Source organism: Leucobacter sp. 7(1) (assembly GCF_900163635.1).
In the GTDB taxonomy this organism is placed as follows: domain Bacteria; phylum Actinomycetota; class Actinomycetes; order Actinomycetales; family Microbacteriaceae; genus Leucobacter.
Window position 1 is genome coordinate 19,614 of sequence record NZ_FUID01000067.1, and the last position, 22,022, is coordinate 41,635.

At 68.2% G+C, this 22,022-nt stretch carries 17 protein-coding genes; 9 read left to right on the plus strand and 8 right to left on the minus strand.

Annotation, left to right across the window (positions count from 1 at the left end; translation table 11 throughout):
* Nucleotides 1-94 precede the first annotated feature (94 nt).
* Together FM113_RS12905 and FM113_RS12910 are read left to right on the plus strand one after the other, a co-directional pair.
* Nucleotides 95-1,393 (plus strand): MFS transporter, encoded by a 1,299-nt coding sequence (locus tag FM113_RS12905; protein ID WP_254909003.1) that lies wholly within the window; start codon nt 95-97, stop codon nt 1,391-1,393.
* Between the two features lie 438 nt (nt 1,394-1,831).
* Nucleotides 1,832-2,971: an NADP-dependent malic enzyme gene (locus FM113_RS12910; RefSeq protein ID WP_254909007.1), complete on the plus strand. Its 1,140-nt coding sequence runs from the start codon at nt 1,832-1,834 to the stop codon at nt 2,969-2,971.
* A 50-nt stretch (nt 2,972-3,021) separates the two neighbouring features.
* Here the strand turns inward: FM113_RS12910 and FM113_RS12915 are convergent, their stop codons facing one another.
* On the minus strand, nt 3,022-4,194 hold the full coding sequence (locus FM113_RS12915) for an acetyl-CoA C-acyltransferase (RefSeq protein WP_254909004.1): 1,173 nt from the start codon (nt 4,192-4,194) through the stop codon (nt 3,022-3,024).
* A 238-nt stretch (nt 4,195-4,432) separates the two neighbouring features.
* On the opposite strand from FM113_RS12915, the gene FM113_RS12920 reads away from it, so the two are divergent.
* Complete coding sequence (locus FM113_RS12920) at nt 4,433-5,731, plus strand: D-alanyl-D-alanine carboxypeptidase family protein (protein WP_087015228.1); 1,299 nt, start codon at nt 4,433-4,435, stop codon at nt 5,729-5,731.
* On the opposite strand, the gene FM113_RS12925 is transcribed toward FM113_RS12920, so the two are convergent.
* The 3 genes from FM113_RS12925 to FM113_RS12935 form a co-directional block, all read right to left on the minus strand.
* Nucleotides 5,721-6,998 carry a M20 family metallo-hydrolase gene (locus FM113_RS12925; RefSeq protein WP_087015229.1) on the minus strand — a complete coding sequence of 426 codons (1,278 nt, stop codon included), beginning with the start codon at nt 6,996-6,998 and terminating at the stop codon, nt 5,721-5,723. The two genes, FM113_RS12920 and FM113_RS12925, sit on opposite strands and share 11 nt — an antisense overlap.
* A 72-nt stretch (nt 6,999-7,070) precedes the next feature.
* The gene (locus FM113_RS12930) at nt 7,071-8,720 is read right to left on the minus strand and encodes an amidohydrolase (protein WP_087015230.1); all 1,650 of its coding nucleotides are present in this window, start codon (nt 8,718-8,720) and stop codon (nt 7,071-7,073) included.
* Between the two features lie 117 nt (nt 8,721-8,837).
* The gene (locus FM113_RS12935; RefSeq protein ID WP_087015231.1) at nt 8,838-10,175 is read right to left on the minus strand and encodes an MFS transporter; all 1,338 of its coding nucleotides are present in this window, start codon (nt 10,173-10,175) and stop codon (nt 8,838-8,840) included.
* 226 nt (nt 10,176-10,401) lie between these two features.
* Here FM113_RS12935 and FM113_RS12940 point away from each other — a divergent pair, with 226 nt between their 5' ends.
* Nucleotides 10,402-11,352, plus strand: a complete 951-nt coding sequence (locus FM113_RS12940; RefSeq protein ID WP_176387224.1) for a C-terminal binding protein — start codon at nt 10,402-10,404, stop codon at nt 11,350-11,352.
* Nucleotides 11,353-11,410: 58 nt separating this feature from the next.
* On the opposite strand, the gene FM113_RS12945 is transcribed toward FM113_RS12940, so the two are convergent.
* Nucleotides 11,411-12,571 carry a helix-turn-helix domain-containing protein gene (locus FM113_RS12945; protein ID WP_176387225.1) on the minus strand — a complete coding sequence of 387 codons (1,161 nt, stop codon included), beginning with the start codon at nt 12,569-12,571 and terminating at the stop codon, nt 11,411-11,413.
* A 168-nt stretch (nt 12,572-12,739) separates the two neighbouring features.
* Between FM113_RS12945 and FM113_RS12950 the strand changes: the two genes are divergently transcribed.
* Nucleotides 12,740-14,374 (plus strand): thiamine pyrophosphate-dependent enzyme, encoded by a 1,635-nt coding sequence (locus FM113_RS12950; RefSeq protein ID WP_087015234.1) that lies wholly within the window; start codon nt 12,740-12,742, stop codon nt 14,372-14,374.
* A gap of 130 nt (nt 14,375-14,504) precedes the next feature.
* Nucleotides 14,505-14,870 (plus strand): zf-TFIIB domain-containing protein, encoded by a 366-nt coding sequence (locus tag FM113_RS12955; RefSeq protein WP_087015235.1) that lies wholly within the window; start codon nt 14,505-14,507, stop codon nt 14,868-14,870.
* A gap of 77 nt (nt 14,871-14,947) precedes the next feature.
* On the opposite strand, the gene FM113_RS12960 is transcribed toward FM113_RS12955, so the two are convergent.
* Nucleotides 14,948-15,610, minus strand: coding sequence for a TetR/AcrR family transcriptional regulator (locus FM113_RS12960; RefSeq protein ID WP_087015236.1), 663 nt, complete (start codon nt 15,608-15,610; stop codon nt 14,948-14,950).
* A gap of 156 nt (nt 15,611-15,766) precedes the next feature.
* Here FM113_RS12960 and FM113_RS12965 point away from each other — a divergent pair, with 156 nt between their 5' ends.
* On the plus strand, nt 15,767-16,495 hold the full coding sequence (locus FM113_RS12965) for a Pr6Pr family membrane protein (RefSeq protein ID WP_254909005.1): 729 nt from the start codon (nt 15,767-15,769) through the stop codon (nt 16,493-16,495).
* 22 nt (nt 16,496-16,517) lie between these two features.
* Here FM113_RS12965 and FM113_RS12970 read toward each other — a convergent pair whose 3' ends face one another.
* Together FM113_RS12970 and FM113_RS12975 are read right to left on the minus strand one after the other, a co-directional pair.
* Nucleotides 16,518-18,236, minus strand: a complete 1,719-nt coding sequence (locus FM113_RS12970) for an AMP-binding protein (protein WP_087015255.1) — start codon at nt 18,234-18,236, stop codon at nt 16,518-16,520.
* Nucleotides 18,237-18,280: 44 nt separating this feature from the next.
* Nucleotides 18,281-19,219 carry a sugar-binding transcriptional regulator gene (locus tag FM113_RS12975; RefSeq protein ID WP_254909006.1) on the minus strand — a complete coding sequence of 313 codons (939 nt, stop codon included), beginning with the start codon at nt 19,217-19,219 and terminating at the stop codon, nt 18,281-18,283.
* A gap of 139 nt (nt 19,220-19,358) precedes the next feature.
* Here FM113_RS12975 and FM113_RS12980 point away from each other — a divergent pair, with 139 nt between their 5' ends.
* Nucleotides 19,359-21,068 (plus strand): glycerol-3-phosphate dehydrogenase/oxidase, encoded by a 1,710-nt coding sequence (locus FM113_RS12980; protein ID WP_087015238.1) that lies wholly within the window; start codon nt 19,359-19,361, stop codon nt 21,066-21,068.
* A gap of 177 nt (nt 21,069-21,245) precedes the next feature.
* Nucleotides 21,246-22,001, plus strand: a complete 756-nt coding sequence (locus FM113_RS12985) for an MIP/aquaporin family protein (protein ID WP_087015239.1) — start codon at nt 21,246-21,248, stop codon at nt 21,999-22,001.
* Nucleotides 22,002-22,022 lie beyond the last annotated feature (21 nt).

Here is a 22,022-nt window from a genome sequence, read left to right on the forward strand (position 1 = left end):
CGCTATTTCGCTAAGCGAAAGCATATTCGTTGATCGAAATCTAGCATGGATTGCCGCCCCCCGCCACGCCCAAATCTCCGGTAAGGTCCGAATCGTGCACACCCCTCGACAGCCCGAACGCCTCTGGGGGCCACTGCTCCTCGCCATCTGCCTCGTCGCGATCAATCTGCGCATGACGATCACCGGCCTCGGGCCCCTGATCGAGCAGATCGCCGCCGACCAGGGCGTCGCCGCCGCGACCCTCGGCGGGCTCGCATCGGTGCCGCTGCTCGCGTGGGCCGCTGTTTCTCCTTTGGCCCACGGACTGAGCATGCGGTTCGGGATCTCCCGCGTCGTAACGTGGTCGCTCGTGGCTCTCGCCGTCGGCACCGTCTGGCGCTCCCTCCCCGGGAGTCCTGCTCACCTCTGGCTCGGGACCGCGTTCATCGGGGCGGCGCTCGCGATTGGGAACGTCCTGATCCCCGCCGTGATTCGACGTGACTTCCCCTCCCGGATTCCCCTGGTGATGGGACTCTATACGGGCATCCTCGGGACGTTTGGTGCCGTGTCGGCCGGCCTCGTCGTGCCGGTGTCGCAGCTGGTGATCGCGGGCGATCCACTCGGCTGGCGCGGCGCGCTGCTCGCGACCGGTGTGGTGATCCCGTGTGCACTCGTCGCGTGGCTCGTGGCCAATCGTTGGCGCGGCGGCTCGCCGCACACCGGGCGAATCACCGTCAGTGCGACCGCCTCGGGGCCGCACCCGAACCCCACCACTGGCACGACGGACATCCCCACCACGGCACCGCGAAACCGGGTCCCCGGAATCGGGAACCGGGTCTGGGGTGACCCGGTTGCCTGGTCAATCGCCGGCTTCATGGGCATGCAGTCCATGATGTTCTACACCTCCGCAACCTGGCTCGCGCCGATCCGGACCGACGCCGGGAGCTCCGACATCGCCGCCGGACTCGATGTCATGTTCATGCAGGTCGTCGGCATCGTGGGATCGCTCGCGCTCCCCCTGATCTACCGGGGCCGGATGCGCCGCTGGATGCCCGCGATCCTCCCTGCCGTGTGGGGGGCCGCGTTTGTCGGGATCGTGCTTGCCGACGGGCCAGCGCTGCACTGGATCCTGCTCAGCGGTTTCTGCTCGGGTGCGCTGCTGAGCATGTCGCTCCTCTTCATGGCGGTGCGTGCCCGGGAACAAGAGACCGCGAGTGCGCTCTCCGGCATGGCGCAGTCCGTGGGCTATCTCATTGCCGCGGCGGGGCCTCTCGCGTTCGGCTGGCTGCGCTCCCTCTCGGGCGGCTGGGGTGCCCCGCTCTGGTTCGCGGTCGGAGCGGTGCTCGTGCAAGTGCTGCTCGGGCTACAGCTGGGACGCGGGCGGATGGTGTTCGAGCGCCGACCCCGCGACTAAGCCCGCGCGCTAACCACAGGAAAACCCCTGGTCACCAACCATACCGATGCGGGCATTCTCAGCTACTGATCCGGAAAAGCTTGACTTCCTGGGGGCAGGCTCCGCAGAATAGCGGGAATTCTGAGTGCACCGAAGCCCGGGTGCGGTCCCGTGACCAACCCGCCTCCGGCGCCCAGCACGACCCCCGCTGCGAACTTCTCAGAGCCAGGGAATTGTGCGCCGGATCCGGCGGCCGTTCGCCGCTATGTGCCGTCACGGCCATTCCACGCCCCGCCCCTCGCGCTGCACCGTCGCAGGTCGAGCCGCGCACCTACCGAGCAACGTGGCCCGGGGCCCCAACTGAGAGTGAGACTGACCGTGTCCCAGACCCCAATCCCGGCCGCAGCCGCAGCCGCCCAGCCGACCACTGCTGCCCAACAATCCGCCGGCGCACAGCCGATCACCGATGAAGAGATCTTCGCCGCGCACGCGGGCGGCAAACTCGCGATCGACGTGACGCGTCCGATCCACACGAGCCGCGACCTGTCGATCGTGTACACGCCGGGCGTTGCCCAGGTGAGCCGCGGCATTGCCGCCGATCCGGCACTCGCCGACACCCACACGTGGGCCTCCCGCCTCGTCGCCGTTGTATCCGACGGCACAGCTGTTTTGGGTCTCGGTGACATTGGCGCGAGCGCGTCCCTTCCCGTGATGGAGGGAAAGTCCGCGCTCTTCAAGACATTCGCGGGGCTGAACTCGATCCCGATCGTGCTCGACACCACGGACACTGACGAGATCGTCGAGACGCTTGTGCGCATCGCCCCGAGCTTCGGGGCCGTCAATCTCGAGGATGTGTCTGCCCCACGCTGCTTTGAGCTGGAGCGTCGCCTGATCGAGGCGCTCGACATGCCCGTCATGCACGACGACCAGCACGGGACCGCCGTCGTTGTCGCAGCGGCTCTGCTCGGCGCGACCCGGGTGGTGGCGAAGGAACTCACGGAACTTCGCGTGGTGATTTCCGGAGCGGGGGCCGCGGGCGTCGCGGTGGCTGAGATGCTGCTTGCGCTGCAGGTTCCGGACATCGTGATCCTCGATTCCCGCGGCACTCTGCACACCGGACGGGAAGATCTCAGTGGCGTGAAACACGACCTCGCCCTCCGCACCAACCCGCGGTCCGTCGCGGGCGGCACCGCCGAGGCCCTCGCGGGCGCGGACGTGTTCGTCGGGGTGTCCTCGTCGTCACTTCCTGAAGCGCACGCCGCACATATGACCTCCGACGCCATCATTTTCGCGCTCTCGAACCCCGACCCGGAGATCGCCCCCGACGTGGCTCGTCGCCACGCGACCGTCGTCGCGACGGGGCGGAGCGATTACCCGAATCAGATCAACAACGTGCTCGCGTTCCCCGGGATCTTCCGGGGTGCGCTTGACGCGGATGCGCGCCGGATCACGCTCGCGATGAAGCTCGCGGCCGCACACGCGATCGCTGAGCTGGCTGCGCCGGATCTGGCACCGGATCACATCGTGCCGAGTGCGCTCGACCCGCGCGTGGCTCCCGCGGTCGCCGCCGCGGTGATGGCCGCGTCGCGGGAAGGCTAGCGCGAAAGAGGGGGCCGGCCCCACCCCGGCCCGGCCCCCAGCTGGAAAAACTAGAGTGCGCGGAGCACCAGGGCCGAACCCTGGCCGCCACCGCCGCAGATCCCTGCCGCGCCAACGGTGCCGGATCCGGCCGCCGCGAGCTGACGGGCCAGCGTGCCCACGATGCGCGCACCGGAGGCCCCGATCGGGTGACCGAGGGCAATCGCGCCGCCGTGCGGGTTGACGATCGCGGGATCCAGCTCGAGCTCGTGCGTCGACTGCAGGCCGACCGAAGCGAAGGCCTCGTTGATCTCGACGGCGGCGAGGTCCGCGGCGGCGATTCCCTCGGTCTTCGCGAGGGCCGCGGCGATCGCGCGGGCGGGCTGCGAGTGCAGGTGGGTGTCCGGGCCCGCGACAAAGGCGGTCGCCTCGACCTGGGCGATGGGCTGCAGGCCGAGGCGCTCGGCCGCGGCGGCGCTCACGAGCACAAGCGCGGCCGCGCCGTCGGTGATCTGCGAGGCGTTGCCCGCGGTGATGGTGCCGTCGGCGGCGAAGGACGGCCGCAGCTTCGCAAGACCCTCGGCGGTGGTGTCGGCGCGCACGCCGTCGTCCGAGCTCACGACGGTGTCGCCACGGCGGGACGTCACCGTGAAGGGAGCGATCTCCTCCGCGAGGAACTCTGCGGAGGCTGCGGCGCGCTGGTGCGAAGCCGCGGCGAACGCGTCTTGCGCCTCGCGGCCGAGACCGAGCACGCCATTGCCGGTCTCGGTCAGCGCACCCATCGCGACCTGGTCGAATGCGTCAGAGAGACCGTCACGCTCAACAGTGTCGACGAGCTGGGCCGTACCGTACTTCGTGCCGGCGCGCAGGGGCATCACGTGCGGTGCGAGAGACATCGACTCCTGCCCCACGGCGAGCACAATCTCGGCCTCGCCTGCAGCGATCAACCGGACCGCGTGGGTCACGGCTTCGGCCCCGGAGAGGCACACAGCGTTCAGCGTGATTGCGGGGGTGGTGAGCGGGATCCCCGCGCCGACCGCAGTCTGTCGCGCCGGGTTCTGCCCGGCCCCGGCCTGGAGCACCTGTCCCACGACAACCGAGTCCACCTGCTCGGGGCTGACCCCGGCACGCTCCAGGGCCGCGCGCGCGGCGTGGGCGCCGAGCACGGTCGCGGGCTGCGCGGCAAGCTGGCCGGTGAAGCGGGTGAACGGAGTGCGGGCGTAGCCAGCGATCAATGCGGTCAAGGTGAGCCTCCTCGGGAATCCGGATCCGCGCGGCACACTGTGGGTGCACGCTGAGCGCGGCAGGCGCGCCGCTCGAGACGGCGCAACTGTGTTACGGCAATCCTGACAGGCTCCACGCGCACAGCCGAGCGGCATCTGGCACAGTTCTCTCGCCAAGCGCTGTGCATGGCGGCGCGCACTATCCGTTCAGCATGGCCCCCGTCAGGTCCAACACACCGCCGCCGATTAGGCTGAAACAATGCACCGCGACGCTTCTGCCCCGACCGCGCCATCGCGGCGACACGGCCCCTGGATTGCGGGCAGCGTTGCCGGTGCGATCCTCCTCGGCGCAGGCGGCTACACCGCCGCGTGCGCGCTCACACCGCTTCCTGCCCCCCGCACCGCCGCGACCGACACCGCCGAGTGGGACGAGGCCGCCACCGCGAGCGCTGAACTTGCCACGTCAACCGTCGCGGACCTCGTAGCGGCCCAGACCGGCCCGGCCGCGGTGGGCTGGCAAGACGGCGAGGCCGTGTGGAGCACCGACGAGTCGCCGCGACCGATCGCGAGCATCTCGAAGCTCGTCACCGTGCTGATTGGCCTGGAGCGGGCCCCGCTCGCACAGGGTGAAGACGGGCCCGCGCACGTCTGGACGGCGGCCGACGCCGCCCGGCAGCAGGCGTATCTCGCGGATGACGGGATCGCGTTCCCGATCCCGGTCGGCACCGAGGTCACCACGCGACAGATGCTCACACTCGCGCTCTTGCCCTCCGCGAACGACTTCGCCGCAGCTTACGCGGCGATGACGATCGGGGACGACGCGGCGTTTGCGGCAGCCGTGTCCGAGTGGGCTGAGCGTCACGGCCTTGCCACGCTATCGCTCGCCGAACCGACAGGCATGGACGAGGCGAACGTTGCGAGCGCCGCGGACGTGGTTCGGATCGGCCGGTTCGCGCTCGCGAACCCCACCCTGGCCGAGTTCACCCGAATGCCCAGCGCCGAACTCCCCTGGGACATCGGCACGGTGAAGAACACCAACCCACTACTCACCCAGCTCCCCGGCACCATCGGCCTCAAGACCGGCCGCTCAAGCGTGGCGGGCTATAACCTCGTCGCCGCGCAAGAATCGAGCGCTTCGGGCCGTCCCGCGGTGAAGATCGCGGCGGTCCTCGGCCGGGACTCGGGCAGCGAGCGGGCCCGGCACACGAGCGCCCTCCTCACCGGGATGGACGGTGCGGCGCAACCCCTCCCGCTTGTCCTCCCCCAGGATCTTGTCGGCACGGCGGTCACCGTCGACGGCCACACGATCGAGCTCGTTGCCAACGGCAGCGCGAGCACCGTACTCTTCCCGGGCGAACAGGCCGCGCGCACGGTGGAGCTCACGCCCATCACGGAGGGTCCCGAGGGACAGCCCGCGGGAACGATCCGGCTCACCGCTCCCACGGGCGACATCGAAGTGCCGGTGGTGACCGCCACCACGATCCGGGAACCGGATCTGTGGTGGCGCGTCACCCATCCCGCCCTCGTGTTCGGCTGGGCCGAACCGCCTACGCCGTAAGCGCGCCGCCTGCAAGGCGCGTCACGACGCCCGTCAGGTGTGCGATGCCCGCGAGCAAGTCCGCATCGCGCGTGTATTCGTCGAGGTTGTGTGAGACCCCGTCGACGCTCGGCACGAACAGCATGACCGTGGGCACCTCGTCCTTCATATTTGTCGAGTCGTGCCCCGCGACGGTCATCACACGGGCCGAGCTGAGCCCGAGCCCCTCCGCGACCTCGCGTGCGAGCTCCACGCCGGCCTCCGGGTAGGGGTTCTGATCCCAGGCGTGCTCGGCAATCACCTCGATCGTCACGCGGTCCTCGCGCTCCACGCGGGCCACGGTCTCCATAAGCGAGGCGTGTGCGGCGGCGATCACCTCGGCCGACGGCGAGCGCAGGTCGAGCAGCAGCTCAACCTCGCTCGCGACCACAACCGGGGAGTTCGGGTACACGTTCAGCTCGCCGCACGCGGTGTGCAGCAGGCCCTCGTCGAACTTGTCCACGAGTTCGCGCGCAGCGACAACGAGCCGCGCGGCCCCGAGCAGCGCGTCCTTGCGATCCGCCATAAGGGCGGCACCGCTGTGAGCCTGGGCGCCGTGCACCCGGAACTCGAACTTGTGGGCCGCCCAGGTGGCGTTCACGAGGCCGATCGTCACGCCGTCCTCTTCCATGCTGCGTCCCTGCTGGACGTGGATCTCCGCGTAGGAAGCGACGCTGCGGTCGGTGCCCGCACCGAACACGGGTCCGGCACCCAGCTCGTCGATCGCGCCCAGCGCCTCGGCGACGGTCGTGCCGCGCGGATCCGGCGTGGCAAGCGCGGACTCGAGCGCAAGCTTGCCGGTGAATACCGAGCTGCCCATCATCGAGGGCTTGAAGCGCGAGCCCTCCTCGTTGAACCAGTTGACTACAGCGAGGTTGTGCTGAGCCCTCGCGGGGTTGGCGCGCAGTTCCTCGGCAGTCCGGAAGCAGGCGTACGCCGACGCCATAACCCCGTAGGCACCGTCAAAGCGGCCCGCCGTTGGCTGCGAGTCCATGTGCGAGCCGGTCAGCACGTAGGGCGCACCGGGGACGAGTTCCAGCAGCCCGAACTGGTTGCCGATCTCGTCGTGATGCACGGTGAAGCCACGGGATTCCAGCAGCTTGGCGAACCACTTCCGTTGCTCGCCATCGGCCGCGCTGGCGGCCTGGCGGTCGACGCCGTGTGTGCCGGCAACTGCCCCAAACGCGGAGTGGGTGGCCCAATCCGCGAGGAACGCGTCGTCGTTCGGAGCTCCAAGGGGGTCGGTCATGGTGAATCCTTTCGTGGGGAAAACTGAGGTGTCCGATGCGGTGGACTGCGGGCCGGGCCGCGACCCGAACGGCTACCCGCGGCTGTCGTAGCTCAGTGTGCCACCGAGGAGTGTGGCGACGATGTCGAGCCCGGCGATGCTCGGCGCAGTCAGCGGCGAGTCGGAGAACACTGTCAGATCGGCGAGCTTGCCGCGCTCCAGGGTGCCGCGGCTCGCGAGCTGTCCTGTTGCCTGCGCCGCCCACACCGTGTGGGTGCGCAGCGCTTCTTCGGGTGTGATCGCTTCCTCCGGGCCAAGCACGGCACCGGAATCGGTCAGCCGATCCACCGCGGACTGCATGCCACGGCGCAGGTTGTTGTCAGCGACGGGAAGATCTGAGGATCCGGTGAGCAGGATCCCCGCATCAATCACCGAGCGGCCACGGTACAGCCAGGAGGCACGCTCCGGCCCGACGCGATCCGCCATCTGATCCCCGATGGGACCGATGAAGCCGGCCTGCGGGGTGACCGCGATCCCAAGCGCCCCGGCCCGGGTGAGCTGATCGGGGCGCGCGATGCCGAAGTGCTCGATGCGGCAGGGCACGTCGAGCACCCCGTAGCGCTCCTGCGCCTCAGAAATCAGATCGAGCGCGAGGTCAATGGCGGCGTCGCCAATGGCGTGCAGCGCGAGCGGCCAGCCAGCTCGATAGGCAGCGAGCGCGCGCTCGCGGTACACGGCGGGCTCGTCAAGGAGGTAGCCGGTGTTGTGCTCGTGGCCACAGTAGTCCTCGGTGACTGCTGCCGTGGCACCGAGGAGCGACCCGTCCAAAAAGACCTTGACGTGGCCGAAGCGCACCCGGTCGTCGCCAAAACCGGCGCGGATCCCAAGGTCAAGGCCGGCCCCCGCGGCGGTGCCGTGAAAGTCACCCGCGTGGCCGGACAGCGGTCGCAGGGCGTCGAGCGCCGGCATCAGCTGGGCGCGGGCGTGCAGCCGTCCCTGTTCGGCCGCCGCCTGATACGCAGCGACCTCAACGGGGCTGTGTCCGATCCAACCACCGCCGACACCTGCCTCCGTGAAGCTTGTGATCCCTTCGGCCGCGTACCGCTGTGTGGCGGCGTCGAGGGCGGCGACAAGCGCGTCAGTCGCATACGGCAAGAGCAGTGCCTGCACCAGACCCTGCGCGGCTTCTTCGACAAGGCCGGTCGGATCCCCAGCGGCGTCGCGGACAACGACCCCGCCCGTGGGGTTCTCAAAACCGGTTTCCAGGGCTCCCACGAGACGCAGCGTCGCGGTGTTCGTGATCGACGCGTGCCCCGAGGTATGGCGCAGGTACAGCGGCCGCTCTCCGGTCAGCTCGTCGAGCCGCGCGATGTCAGGGAACGCACCGCCGTGGTGCGATTGATTGAACCCGGTGCCGTGCAGCCAGGCGCGCGGATCTCCCGCAGCGTCCAGTCGCGCCGCCTCGGCCGCGACCATCGCGTAGAGCTCGTCGAGCCCGCGCGCCTGGCTCAGATCAATCGCCGCGAGACCGAGGCCCCACCAGGCCGTGTGGCAGTGCGCGTCAATCAGACCCGGGGTGACCGTGGCCGCGCCGAAGTCAAGCTCGCGCAGCGCGGACACCCCCGCGATCTCCTCATCGAAGCCGACAATGCGCTCGCCGATGACGCCGAGCGCCGTTGCGATGGGGCGGGCGGGATCAAGCGTGAGGATCTCACGGGCCCGCACAATCAGGTCGAGCTGCATGGTGGCGTCCTTTCCCAGGAGTGAACACGAATGGGTGCGGCGGTGGGTGCATCCCCGTCCCACCGCACCCGAGGGTGAGGCGTGCCGCGCGGCTTCCCCCGCGCGGCACGCTCTGCGCTAGTGCTTGAAGCCCTCGTACTGCTGGCTGAGCTTCGGAGCGAGAATCGCACCGAAGGTGCTGAGCAGGGAGAAGATCACGAGCATGATGGCCGCGGGCACCCACGAGTCGCCCGAGGCAGTCACGAGCGCGGTCGCGATCAGCGGCGTCAGGCCGGCGAGCACGTTGGCACCGTTGAAGGCTACGGCCACGCCGGAGAGACGCACCGATGCGGGGAACAAGCCCGTCAGCACGGAGCCGGCGGCCGCGAACGAGTACGTCAGCAGTGACACCGAGATCACGATGCCGATGGTGACGAGCACGGGGTGGGTGGTCTGGATCAGCATGAAGCAGGGGAACGCGGCAATCGTGGTGAGGATGCCCGCACCGATGATGACGCGCGTTGCCCCGTACTTCTGACCCAGGTGGCCAGCGTGGAGCACCGAGAGCAACTGGAACACGGCACCGATGAGGGTGGCCATCAGGATCATGTCACGCTCGATGCCGAGCACGCGCGTGCCGTAGTTCATGACAAACGTGGTGACGATGTAGAAGCCGGCAGTACCGAGCAGGACTGCGGCGATGCCGACAAGCAGCTGGCGCCACGCCTGCACGAAGACGACCTTCAGCGGGGCCTTCTCGTTCTCGCCGCTCTCCTTCATCTCCGTGAACACGGGTGACTCGTGCATCTTGGCGCGCAGCCAGACCGCCACGAGCAGCAACGGGATCGCGAGCAAGAACGGGATCCGCCAGCCCCACGCGTCGAAGTTGTCGGCGCTCAGGAACAGTGCGAGCAAGAAGAACCCGCCCGAGGACATGATCGTGGCGATCGGAGAGCCCAGCTGCGGCAGCGCTGCCATGCGAGCACGCATCTTCAGCGGCGCGTTCTCTACCGCGAGCGTCATGGCACCCGACCATTCGCCACCGATAAACAGGCCCTGCAGGAGGCGCAGGAACACAAGGATGATCGGCGCCCAGACGCCGATCGTGACGTAGTTCGGCAGGATGCCGATGAGGCCCGTCGCGACGCCAATGCCGACAACGGTGATCATCAGGACCGCCTTGCGGCCGATCCGGTCGCCGAGCCAGCCGAAGAATAGGCCGCCAAGCGGGCGAACCAGGAAGCCAACGGCGAGCGTCGCGAACGCGGCCATCGACGCGGCGGCGGCGTTGTCACTGACGAAGTACTGCACGTTGAACACGAGCGCTGCGGCGGTGTTGAACAGGAAGTAGTCGTACCACTCCAGCACATTGCCGACCAGGGCACCAAAGGATGCGCGCCGCGCATCGCGGGGGGAAATCACGTTGACGGTCGCGGTTTCCCGCTCCGCCTGCGTGATGTTTGACGTCGAGCTCATTCGAGTTCCGTCCTCTTTCGTTGAGTGGCCCGCTCTTCTTCGAGCGACCGGGCCGATAGGTCATGTCGCGCTCGCTCCAATGACAATGCCATTTCGGCCCCGCTCAGGTCACTAGGCAAGTGACGTGGACCCAGCCTCGAACGGTATGCACTTGCACATCGAGGGGTGTGCGAAGCTTCGTGAGGCGAGTCTTTTCGCCATCGGATTCAATGCAGGAGGAGCCGCAATGGCACAGATCACCATCACCGATCGCGGGGCGCTCGACCCGAACGAGGCCATCGCCTATCTGGAAGCTCAGGGACACGAAGTCACCCTGCTCGACACGCTGGATCCGGCGGAACTGCTGGCGAAGACGCCAGACTGCGAGGGCATCGTTGCCAGCTTTATTGAACTCGATGCGACGACTCTCCGCGCGCTTCCGCAGCTCAAAGTGATCGCCACGACCTCCGTCGGATTCAACAAGATCGATGTCGCCGTTGCCCGCGAGCTTGGCATCGATGTGTGCAACATGCCCAGCGTGGCAAGCGAGGAAGTTGCCACGCACGCCGTCGCAGGCATGCTCGGCTTGCTCCGCGAGATCCGCGCGTCCGTCGAGCAGGTCGAGGGGGGCGAGTGGGACTATTCCGCGCTGCCGCTGCCGCCGCGCGTGAGCGAGCTGACGCTCGGGCTGCTCAGCTTCGGCCGGATCGCCCGCAAGGTTGCCGAGCGCGCACTGCCCTTCTTCGACCGCGTCGTCGCCTACGACCCGTTTGTTCCCGAAGACGCCTGGGAGGACGGGATCGAGCGCGTACACAGCACCGACGAGCTGCTCGCGCAGTCCAACGTGCTCAGCCTGCACGCGCTGCTCACCGAGGAGACCCGCGGTTTCCTCGACGCGGAGAACCTCGCGAAGCTGCCGCAGGGTGCGGTCGTGATCAACGTGGCCCGCGGTGAGCTGATCGACAGCCCCGCGCTGCTCGCCGCGCTCGACAACGGCCAGGTGCGCTCTGCGTTCCTCGACGTGCTCGACGTAGAGCCTGCACCCGCAGGCGACCCGTTTGTGGCGCACCCGCGCGTGCAGGTCACGCCGCACTCGGCCTTCCGCAGCGACGCGACGCTCCGCGAGTACTTCATGGTGCCCGCCGAGAACGTGACGCGAGTGCTCGCCGGCGAGCAGCCGCACACGCTGGTCAACTAGCGCGATCGCGTGGGGGCCGCGGGCGGACACGCGCCCGCGGCCCCCACGCGATCCCCGACTACGCCCAGGCGAGGACGACGCTGGCCGCCTCGGTGGGCACCGTCACGTCGATGCCCGTCAGCTCCGTGAAGCGGCGGAGCCGGTTGGTGATCGTGTTGCGGTGGCAGAACATCTGCGACGCCGCGGCCTGCACGCTGCCAGTCTCCAGGTACGCGCGCACCGATTCCTCGATCGCCTCCCGTTCAGCCGAGCTGCACTCCGCGAGCTTCGCCTCGAAGTCGAGCACAAGTTCGAAGTGGGTGCCGGTGAGCTGCGAGCGGACGAGCCGCGGCCAGTCAGTAAAGCCGCGCCGGCCGCCATTGCGGGCGGGGAGCGCGGCGAGCTCGGACGCGAGACGGGCCCCCGCCCAGACCTCATCGATCCCCTCAACAGTCACGACCGCGCCCACCTCGCTGCCACGCAGCGCCTGCAACGCGGGTCGCGTGTGCCACGCAGTTGCGGTCACGAGGAGCAACAGCGTCGCGCCCCGGTACGAGGAGAGCAGCGACTCTCGCATTCTCGGATCTCCGGCGAGCGTCTGCCGCAGCGCCACCGCTTCGGTGCCCTCCGCCGCGAGGACCACCCAGTGTGCGCGGGCGGGGACCCCCAGCGCCACAGCGATTTCCGCGGTGCGCGCACTCGGCGGTCGCTCCTCGGTATCTACGAGTTCGGAGACGAGCGCGCGCTCCAAGAGTTGCCGCTCGTCGGTCTGGAGCTCCCGCTCCGCCAGGTAGCCGTCCTGGGCGTGTCCCGCGTACTCGTCGACAACCTGCCACACGTAGTCCGCGTGACGCAGCAGGAGCTGAGCGTCGTCCTCGGAGGCGACCGCAACGAGCGCGTTCCAGAGCACGACATAGTCGAGCCGGATCGCGGTCATCAGCGCGGCACGCGAGATCCCAGCGCGAGCGCGCGAGGTGCCCACCGCAAATGCAGCGGCCTGCGCTTTGGTGCTGTCGGCCACGCGCATCCGCTCGATCAGGCCCGCAAACGACGCCCGCGCGGCTGCGGCAAGCTCCTCGCCCGAAACGCGCCGCTCCGCGTACTCGTCGACCTCCTCGAGCCGCACGAGAAAATCGCGCGCCAGACGATCCAGATCGAGCAGGTCCAGCAGCGTGAGCCAGCGGTCCTGATCGGCCGCGAATGGCCGACTCGACAGCGGCGACGTCCCATTTTCCGGCATTGCCGTCACCACCCCGATCCGGCACAGAATGTGCACATACCCAAAAGACTAACCCGATTCGGTGTCGGATGCCCCGCGCACTGTGCAGATGTACCTGGCAAGCTGGAGTGGACCCCCGGGTGCCCCTGTGCCCGCGCACGGTCGTCACCCGTTTGAGAGGAATCCACGATGACTTACTCGCGCTCCGCCGGCCACCTCATTGTTGAGACGCTCGCGAGCCACGGCGTCGAACGCGTCTACTCGGTGCCCGGCGAGAGCTTCCTCGACGTGCTCGACGGGCTGCACGACTCCCCCATCACGAACGTCGTCTGCCGCCAGGAGGGCGGGGTCGGCTTCATGGCACTCGCCGAGGGGCGGCTGACAGGTCGCCCGGGGGTCGCCATGGTGACCCGCGGCCCCGGTGCCGCGAACTTCTTCATCGCCGCGCACTGCGCGTACCAGGACGCCACCCCGCTCGTGTGCTTCATCGGACTCGTCCCCATCGCGGACCGCCGTCGCGAGTCCTTCCAGGAGTTCAGCATCGACAGCTGGTTCGGCTCCACTGCCAAGCGCGTGCTCACGATCGAGAACGCGGATCAGGCCGGCGCAATCGTCGCGGAGGCCATGCACGTGGCGGCGTCCGGTCGCCCCGGCCCCGTGATCGTCGGGCTCCCCGAGGACCTGCTGCGCGAACTCACCGATGCGGCGGCACCCGCCCCGCGCGCGATCGCCGCACCGGCTCCGAGCCGTACCGACCTCGCCGCGCTGCGTGACCGAATCGCCGCGGCCGAGCGGCCGTTCCTGCTCGTGGGCGGCGACAGCTTCGTGGGCGAGACCGGACGCGAGCTCGCGGACTGGGCACTCGCCAACCACATCCCGGTCGCGGCCGACTGGCGCAACTACGACGCGGTGCCGAACACCCACGCCGCGTACATCGGCTGGCCGGGCTATGGCCGCCGTGACAGCATCGTTGACGCGCTGCGCGAGGCAGATCTCTTCATCGGCGTCGGTGCGGTGCGCAGCGACGTGATGAGCGAGGGCTATACCGTTGGCCTCGACACTGAGACAGTGCTGATCAGCACTGACGCACAGCTGCTGCAACACGCGGGCCGCGTCGATCAGCTCATCACGGCGACCCCCGCCGGCTTCGTCTCCGAGCTCGCGGAGCTCGGAGACGTCCGCGGCGAACGCACCGGCGAACGCGTGACCGCGCTCCGCGCAAGCCAGGAACGCTTCACGGCGGTCACCGAGCACGCCCCGGTCACGACCGGCGTGGACCTGGAACTCGTGTTCGCGGAGCTCGAACAGCAGCTCGGCGACGAGCGCGTGCTCACCTACGGCGCTGGCAATGCGACAATCTGGGGTCACCGCCAGCTGACGCACAACGTGCCCAACAGCCTCGTCGGATCCCGCAACGGCGCGATGGGCATGGCCGTGCCGGCCGCCGTCGCCGCCGCGCTCGTGTTCCCGGAGCGCCACGCGGTCGCGGTCTGCGGCGACGGCGACTTCCTCATGAACGGCCAGGAGGTGGCAACGCTTGTTGCCCAGGGCGGCCGAGCCCTGTTCGTTGTCGTCGACAACGGCAAGTACGCCACCATCGTCGAGCACCAGGAGCGGTGGTACCCGGGCCGCCCCTCCGGCACCGGGATGGCGAACCCCGACTTCGCCGCGTGGATGGAGTCATTCGGCGGCCGTGGCGCACGCCTCGAATCGAACGACGGCATCGCGGAGACTGTCGCCGAGCTGCTCGCGCACGACGGCCCCGCGCTGCTGCACCTCGTGATCGATCCGTCGACGCCCTCCCCCAGCGGTGCCGGGCTGTAAACACGACAACGAGGCAACACGGCTCGGGCCGGGCGGAACTTCCGCTCGGCCCGAGCCGTTTGCTGTGAAGGCACCCCCAGTCCGTCCCCACAGGCGCATCCACGAGCCCCCGCGCTCTACGCTGAGTAACATGAACTGCCCCAGTGACGGAACCACCCTGCTCATGAGCGAGCGGCAGGGAATCGAGATCGATTACTGCCCCCAGTGCCGCGGTATTTGGCTCGACCGCGGCGAGCTCGACAAGATGCTGGAACGCGCCCAGGCCGAGGCCGAGGCGTTCGCGCCGCCGCAGCAGCAGGTGCCGCCGCAGGCCGCTCCCCAGCAGCAGTACCTGCCCCCGGTGCCACCGCAGCAGCCCTACGCGGATCCCCGTCACGGTCAACGCGGCTATGATGACCGCCACCGCGATGGCCGCTCTGGCGATGCGCGCTACGGCGACCCCCGATACCGCAAAAAGAAGAGCCCCTTCGACTTTCTCGGCGACATCTTCGAGTAACCCGAATCCGGCCTCAGCGCATCGCGCTGGGGCCGCTGTCGCATCAGCACCGCTCCGGGTGCCGGGCAGGGCCCCTGCTACCGGGCGACGCCCGCGTCCGCGGTGCGCGCGATCGAATCGAGGATTGCCGCAATGCCGGCCTGGTAGACCGTGAGCCCGTCGATTGTGAGGAGCGCCTCGCGATGCGCACGGACATGCGGGAAGCCGCTCAGATCCACCGCACCGAAGGTACTGATCCACGGGATCGTGCCGTCTCGCGCGGTGTCTGTGCGCAGCAGCGCTTCCTGCGCAAGCGCCGCGCTCTGCGCGAGCGTGAAGCCCGACACCGCGGCATAGGCGCGAATCAGTTCGTCCCCGGACAGGCCCGCGATTGTCAACATCTCGAGCAAGAACTCGTCCGAGGCAACATCGCCGGGGCCCACCGGATCGACCATCGCCCACTCCGCCCCGATCGCGGGGTGCTCAAGGCTGAGCGCGGCCATGCGACGCACAAACGCTTCAAGTCGAGCGCGCCAGTCGCCGTCGGTGGCCCGAGCCGCCTCGGTCGCGAGTGCCGCGAGCCTGTCGAGGGCAGCGCGGGTCAATTCGTCCTTGTTGCGGAAATGGCGGTACATCGCGGTGGCGTCGACGCTGAGCGCCTCACCCAGTCGCTTAAATGTGATCCGCGCTTGCGGTTCCTGCCGCGCCAACTCGAGTACGGCGTCCACGATCGTGCGCTGGTCCAGGCGGGCCCGTGTCATCTGCGCCACCTCCATCAGTCTGCACGTTGCGCCGGGAATGAGGGCCGGCGCACTTCGATCCAGTGTATCGGGTGGCCGTTCGCGGCGGGGGTGTTGGCATGCGCCGCGCGGGGACGCCATCACCCCAAAGCGGGCGAGCCGTGATGGAATGTCCTGGTGAGCACAGACGCGCCCCCAGCCCCAGCCGCCTCCACCAGACTGCTCGCGAGCGGTGCGCTGAACGCACGGCTCCTCGCCCTCGGCTTTCGGATCATCACGCTCGCGGTGATCCTTACCGGCATTGTGCGCATCACCGGGGCGTTCACCACTGAGCCCAGCTGGGGCGCACTCCGGTACTACACCGTGCTCAGCAACCTGCTCTGCCTCGTGTGGGTGGCACTGCTGATCGTGCGGACGCTCCGCGACCTCGGCACCGCGGGCCCCCGGGGCGCCTCCACACCATCAGCCCGCTGGAGCGGGGCGGTGATGATGGCGATCACCGTGACAATGCTCGTGTACCTCATCGTGCTCGTGCCCGCGACCTTCCAGCAGGAGGGCGACTATGTCCCGTTCTCGCTGACGGACAACCTGATCCACATCATCACGCCGGTCCTGCTGATCCTCGACTGGCTGTTGTTCGTGCCGAAGGGGCAACTGCGCTGGATCGATCCACCGCTGTGGGCACTGATTCCTTATGCCTACCTCGCGTACGCAATCGTGTACGGCGGTCTCGGTGGCGAGTTTTCCGCCGGCCAGACCTACCCGTATCCGTTCCTGGACGTCGCCACGCACGGGGTCTCGGGGGTAGCCCTCTGGATCGCGGGCCTCACCGTCGCGCTTGTCGCATTCGGCTACCTTTATGTGGTGCTGGATCGGCTGCTTGCCCGGGCCTTCCGGGGGCGGTAGCCCGGGCGAGCAGCCCCGCTCGCTACTCGTCGTCGGGAAGCGCGCGCACTGCGTGCCGATCGGCCAGTAGCGTGTCCCGCACTTTGCGTCGCAACACCTTGCCGATCAGGGACTTCGGCAACTCTTCCCACACAAGGTAGGTACTCGGGCGCTTGAACTCGGCAAGCTGGTCCCGAGCGGCGGCGCGGGCAGCCTCCTCATCGAACTCCACGCCAGGTTCCATAATCACCGTGGCAGTCACAACCTCGGCCCCGCCGCCACGCGGCACCCCGACGACCGCGGACTCGGCGACACCGGCAACACTGTTGACGACGCGCTCGACCTCGCTCGGCGACACATTGAAGCCGCCAGTGATGATCAGTTCCTTCTTGCGATCCACAACGGTCACAAAACCGTCTTCGTCCTGCACCACCAGGTCCCCAGTGCGCAGCCAGCGCTCGTCGACCATGGCGGCCGCGGATTCCTCTGGCCGGTTCCAATACCCCTGGAACACCTGCGGGCCGGCGATCAGCAGTTCACCAACCTCGCCCAGCTCCACCTGCTGCGTGGGGTTCTCAGGATCAACGACCCGAATGTCGGTGGAGGGGAACGGAATCCCGATCGCACCGATCCGCCGCGCATCCGAGAAGGGGTTGGCAAGCGCAACCGGGCTCGTTTCGGTCAGCCCATAGCCCTCGTTCAGCATGCTTCCGGCGAGCGCCTCCCAGCGCTGCACAACCGCGGGAGTCAGGGTCATCGCGCCAGAGATCGCATAGACGACCCCACTGAGGTCGAGTTTGCCGTCTCGCGCTACCCGCGCCAGCCGGTCAAACATCGGCGGCACCGCGGGCACAAACGTCGGTGGGAAGCGCTTCGCGGCCTGCGAAACAAGCTCAGGGTCGAAGGTGGGGAACAGGACCGCGCGCGAGCCGGTTTCGACGGAGTAGATCACCGAGAGCAACACTCCGAAGGAGTGGAACATGGGGAGCAACCCATAGATGCTGCCCTCTCCCCGCGTGAAATCAGGCATCCACGCAGCGCCCTGACGGGCGTTTGCCCAGAGGTTCCCGTGCGAGATCATCGCCCCCTTCGGGGTGCCCGTCGTGCCCGAGGTGTACTGCAGGCAGGCGACGTCATCGCGCACGGGCCGCGGGTGCACGCCGGGGAGCGGTCGCGACCGCTCCAGCTGCGCAAACGGCACCGTGCCCGTGGTCTTCGACCAGAGCTTCGCACGAGACTCTCGCGCCTTCTGGATCGGGAGCCGCAGGGCGACGCGGGTGGCGAAGGGCATTGCTCGCGTCACGTCGACAGAAACAACTGTCGAGATGCCGAGGTCCGCGGGGAGCGCCTGCACGGTATCGACAACGTTGCTCCAGGCCACGACGACCGTCGCACCGTGGTCACGGAACTGGGTCTCAAGCTCGCTCTGCGTGTACAGCGGGTTGTGCTCAACAACGACAGCACCGAGGCGGAGCACCGCGTAGAACACGACAACGTGCTGAGGCGCGTTGGGCATGATGAGCGCGACGCGGTCCCCGGCACCGACGCCCAGGTCTGCGAGGCCCTGCGCAACCCGTGCCACCCGGTCGCCCAGCTCTCGATATGTGAGGGTGCGGCCAAAGAAGCTGATCGCGTCGCGATCCGCCCATTGCTCGCAGCGCTCGTCAAGCAGGTCGACGAGCGAGCCGGTGACGGGCTCAATATCGATGGGTGTGCCGGGCGCGTAGAACCGGTTCCAGGCACGGGATTCGTTCAGGTGCATACCCCACATGCTAGCCTTCGCTGCTGGCCCGTCCGGCTCAGCACTTACTCGCTGACGAGCCGCGCAAGTTCTTCATCCACCACGAGCTCGGTGATGATCCCACTCTGGAGGGCGCCGCGCAGGCTCTGCTGCTTCGCCGCCCCCGTCACCACGCACAGGCGGTGGGGGATCCGACGCACAGTCTCGAAGGAGGGCCCACTTGTGCGCGCGTTCAGCGGGAGCTCGTCGGTGCTGCCGTCGGCGCGGTAGAACACCGTCGCGCAGTCCCCCACGACGTCCGCGGCGCGGAGTTCGCCAAGATCCCGCTGGTTGAAGTAGTTCCCTGAATACACATGCGAACGCGGCTCCCCCAGGCGTGAGCCCAGACCAAACGCAAAAATATCGACCGATGCTTGGAGCCCGAGCACGCCGCGTACCGAGCTCTCCCGCCACAGCGCGTCCCGCGTCGCGGGGTCGTCAAAGATCGCCGGAACCGGGAACTCATACACGGCGGAGGAGAACGCACGGTGGAAATCGCCCAGTAGCTTGGCCGTGTAGGACACGCCCATGCTCTGCACGTTTGCGGCCCCATTCATCTGCACCACGCTTGTGCCGTGCACGGTCTTCACCGGAAGATGGCGCGCCACCGCGCTCATTGTCGTCCCCCAAGCCACGCCGATCTTAGAGTGATCGATCACCGCGGAGGCAAGTCGATGCGCGGCCGCACGCGCGGTCCGCTCGAGACGTTCGGAACTCGAAGCACCCGGCGGGATCGGCACGACGTGGACCCGGATTCCGTACTGTTCCGCGATCCGCTTCTCAAGTTTGCTGCCCATCTCGCGGGGCGAGCGTACCGAGATTTGCACAAGCCCGGTCTCCCGGGCGGACGCGAGCAGGCGAGACACCGTAGACCGTGACACCCGGAGCTCCCGGGCAATGCCCTCCATCGTGACGTGGTGTTGGTAATACAGCTGCGCCGCACGCAGCGTGTGTTCCGGTTTCATCGCACCCATTCCCAACCTCCCGCTCACTATTCTCACTCACCCGGGCGTTTTCTGCACGTTTGTGCACGGAGCTTGCACTGTGGTGCACTCCCAGGGATGCTGAGGGTGCTCCTCAGATTCCCGAAACCGAGAATGGCTCATGTCACGCATCCGCAGCTCCGTCCAACAGCTCCGCGACCGCCCGCAGGCGGACGTGCTCGTCATTGGGGGTGGCATCAACGGCATCGCTACGTTCCGTGATCTCGCGCTCCAGGGTGTCGACGTGGCCCTCGTTGAGCAGGGCGACTTCGTTTCCGGCGCATCTTCCGCGTCGAGCCACATGATTCACGGCGGAATCCGCTACCTCGAGAACGGTGAGTTCCGGCTCGTCAAGGAATCGGTGACCGAGCGCAACCGCCTGCTTCGCTCCGCGCCGCACTACGTGAAGCCGCTCGAGACCACGATCCCGATCTTCTCGACGTTCTCGGGGATCCTCTCGGCCCCCTTCCGCCTCCTCGTCACCCACGGCCGCGGCAAGCCGCGCGAGCGCGGGGCCGCGCTCATCAAGATGGGCCTGACGATGTACGACACGTTCTCGCGCGACGGCGGCCAGGTACCGCGTCACCGCTTCCTGGGGCGCAAGCGCTCACTCGCCGAGCTGCCGCACATCAACCCCGAGCTGTCCTACACGGCGACCTACTACGATGCGTCGATGCACGATCCCGAGCGGCTCGCGCTCGACGTGATGCACGACGGTGAGGTCGCCGGCGGCGGCCGGGCCCGGGCCGCGAACTACCTCCCTGCCGTGGGCTTCACCGACGGCGGAGTCCGCCTGCGCGATGCGGCAACCGGCGACGAGTTCACCTTTACGGCGCGCGTGGTGCTCAACACCAGCGGGCCTTGGACTGACCTCACGAACGAGGCCCTCGGCACTCCCACCGAGTACATGGGCGGCACCAAGGGCTCCCACATCGTGCTCGACAACCCCGAGCTGCTCGCCGCGACCGCCGGCCGCGAGATCTTCTTCGAGCACTCCGACGGCCGAATCGTGCTGATCTACCCGCTCAAGGATCGCGTCCTCGTCGGCACGACCGACATCGACGCCGACCCCCGCGAAGCCCCCGTGTGCACAAGCGACGAGGTCGACTACTTCTTCGACCTGATCTCGCATGTGTTCCCGAAGATTGCCGTCGACCGCTCGCAGATCGTGTACACGTTCTCCGGCATCCGTCCGCTCCCCCGGCACGATGACACCACGCCGGGCTTCGTGTCCCGCGACTACCGGATCGTCGAGTCCGAGGTCCAGGGCGTCCCACTGCTCAGCCTCGTCGGTGGCAAGTGGACCACGTTCCGCGCCCTCGCAGAACACCTCACCAACGACACCCTCGCGGTGCTCGGATCGAGCCGCACGCGCAGCACCGAGACGCTGTCCATCGGTGGCGGCGCGGGCTTCCCACGCAGCGACGCCGAGCGCACAAAGTGGCTCACCTCGCACGCCGACGGACGCAGCTCAGACCGGGTTGCCCAGCTCCTGTCCCGCTACGGCACACGCGCCGAGGAAATCCTGCGCGCTGAACCGGAGACGGCAACCTCCCTCGACGCGCTCCCCGGCTACACCTCCGCGGAGCTTGCTCACCTTGCCCAGACCGAACAGGTTGTGCACCTCGACGACCTCCTGCTGCGCCGCACCTCACTCGCGTTCATCGGCGGCCTCACCCCGGAGCGGCTGCGCGCTGCAGCCGACGCGATCGCGCCGGCGCTCGAGTGGGACGAGTCTCGGGTCACCGAAGAGGTTGAGCGCATGAGCGAGCTGCTACGTGTTGCACACCGCATCGATGTCACCACCGGTGCCGCGCTCTTGAACGACTAGCGCACCCGGGTCAGCCGATCCGCCGCAGATTTTCCACAGATCTCAACAACTGAATAGCACCACCGAAATTGCAGTACCGCAGTATCGGGCCCGGACGACCATGCTTCGGGCCCGCCCCTCCCTCCGCTCCGCCCGCAGCACCTGCGCGACGGGCGAAACCGAAAGGTCAACGAAGACATGCAAGACATCAACCTCGGGCTGTACTTCCTCTCCGAGGCCGTCGGTACGGGCCTGCTCGTACTCCTCGGCTGCGGCGTCGTCGCCAACGTCATTCTCACGAAGACAAAGGGCAACGGCGGCGGCTTCCTGATGATCAACTGGGGCTGGGGCCTCGCGGTGTTCATCGGTGTGCTCGCCTCCGCCTACTCCGGCGCGATCCTGAACCCTGCCGTCGGCTTCGGCCTCCTGATCGCCGGCAAGATCACCGTGGCCCAGTTCCTGCTCGCCACCGCGGCTGAACTGCTCGGTGCAATCGTCGGCGCGATCCTGTGCTGGGTCGCCTACCGCCAGCACTTCGACGAGGAGCCGGAGGCCACCACGAAGCTCGGCGTCTTCGCTACCGGGCCGCAGATCCGTTCCTACGGCACGAACTTCATGACCGAGGTCATCGCGACCTTTGTGCTCGTCTTTGCAGTATTCGCGTTCGCTGACTACGGCGACATCAACATCGGCGTCCCCGGCGGCCTGGGCGCGCTCTCGGCCCTGCCCGTCGCGCTCGTCGTTGTCGGCATCGGCGCCTCCCTCGGTGGCCCGACCGGCTACGCGATCAACCCGGCCCGTGACCTCGGCCCGCGCATCGCGCACGCGATCCTCCCGATCAAGGGCAAGGGTTCGAGTGACTGGTCGTACGCCTGGGTGCCCGTTGTCGGCCCGCTCGTCGGCGGCGCGATCGCAGCCCTCGCGGCTCCCGCACTGCTCGGCTTCATCGCGTAGTCTCGCGCGCACCGCACACGA

Excerpts from the sequence above, each read along its gene's own strand:
- FM113_RS12920 (WP_087015228.1), top strand. The coding sequence starts at position 4,433 with ATGCACCGCGACGCTTCTGCCCCGACCGCGCCATCGCGGCGACACGGC.
- FM113_RS12925 (WP_087015229.1), bottom strand. The coding sequence starts at position 6,998 with ATGACCGACCCCCTTGGAGCTCCGAACGACGACGCGTTCCTCGCGGAT.
- FM113_RS12930 (WP_087015230.1), bottom strand. The coding sequence starts at position 8,720 with ATGCAGCTCGACCTGATTGTGCGGGCCCGTGAGATCCTCACGCTTGAT.
- FM113_RS12935 (WP_087015231.1), bottom strand. The coding sequence starts at position 10,175 with ATGAGCTCGACGTCAAACATCACGCAGGCGGAGCGGGAAACCGCGACC.
- FM113_RS12940 (WP_176387224.1), top strand. The coding sequence starts at position 10,402 with ATGGCACAGATCACCATCACCGATCGCGGGGCGCTCGACCCGAACGAG.
- FM113_RS12945 (WP_176387225.1), bottom strand. The coding sequence starts at position 12,571 with ATGCCGGAAAATGGGACGTCGCCGCTGTCGAGTCGGCCATTCGCGGCC.
- FM113_RS12950 (WP_087015234.1), top strand. The coding sequence starts at position 12,740 with ATGACTTACTCGCGCTCCGCCGGCCACCTCATTGTTGAGACGCTCGCG.
- FM113_RS12955 (WP_087015235.1), top strand. The coding sequence starts at position 14,505 with ATGAACTGCCCCAGTGACGGAACCACCCTGCTCATGAGCGAGCGGCAG.
- FM113_RS12960 (WP_087015236.1), bottom strand. The coding sequence starts at position 15,610 with ATGACACGGGCCCGCCTGGACCAGCGCACGATCGTGGACGCCGTACTC.
- FM113_RS12970 (WP_087015255.1), bottom strand. The coding sequence starts at position 18,236 with ATGCACCTGAACGAATCCCGTGCCTGGAACCGGTTCTACGCGCCCGGC.
- FM113_RS12975 (WP_254909006.1), bottom strand. The coding sequence starts at position 19,219 with ATGAAACCGGAACACACGCTGCGTGCGGCGCAGCTGTATTACCAACAC.
- FM113_RS12980 (WP_087015238.1), top strand. The coding sequence starts at position 19,359 with ATGTCACGCATCCGCAGCTCCGTCCAACAGCTCCGCGACCGCCCGCAG.
- FM113_RS12985 (WP_087015239.1), top strand. The coding sequence starts at position 21,246 with ATGCAAGACATCAACCTCGGGCTGTACTTCCTCTCCGAGGCCGTCGGT.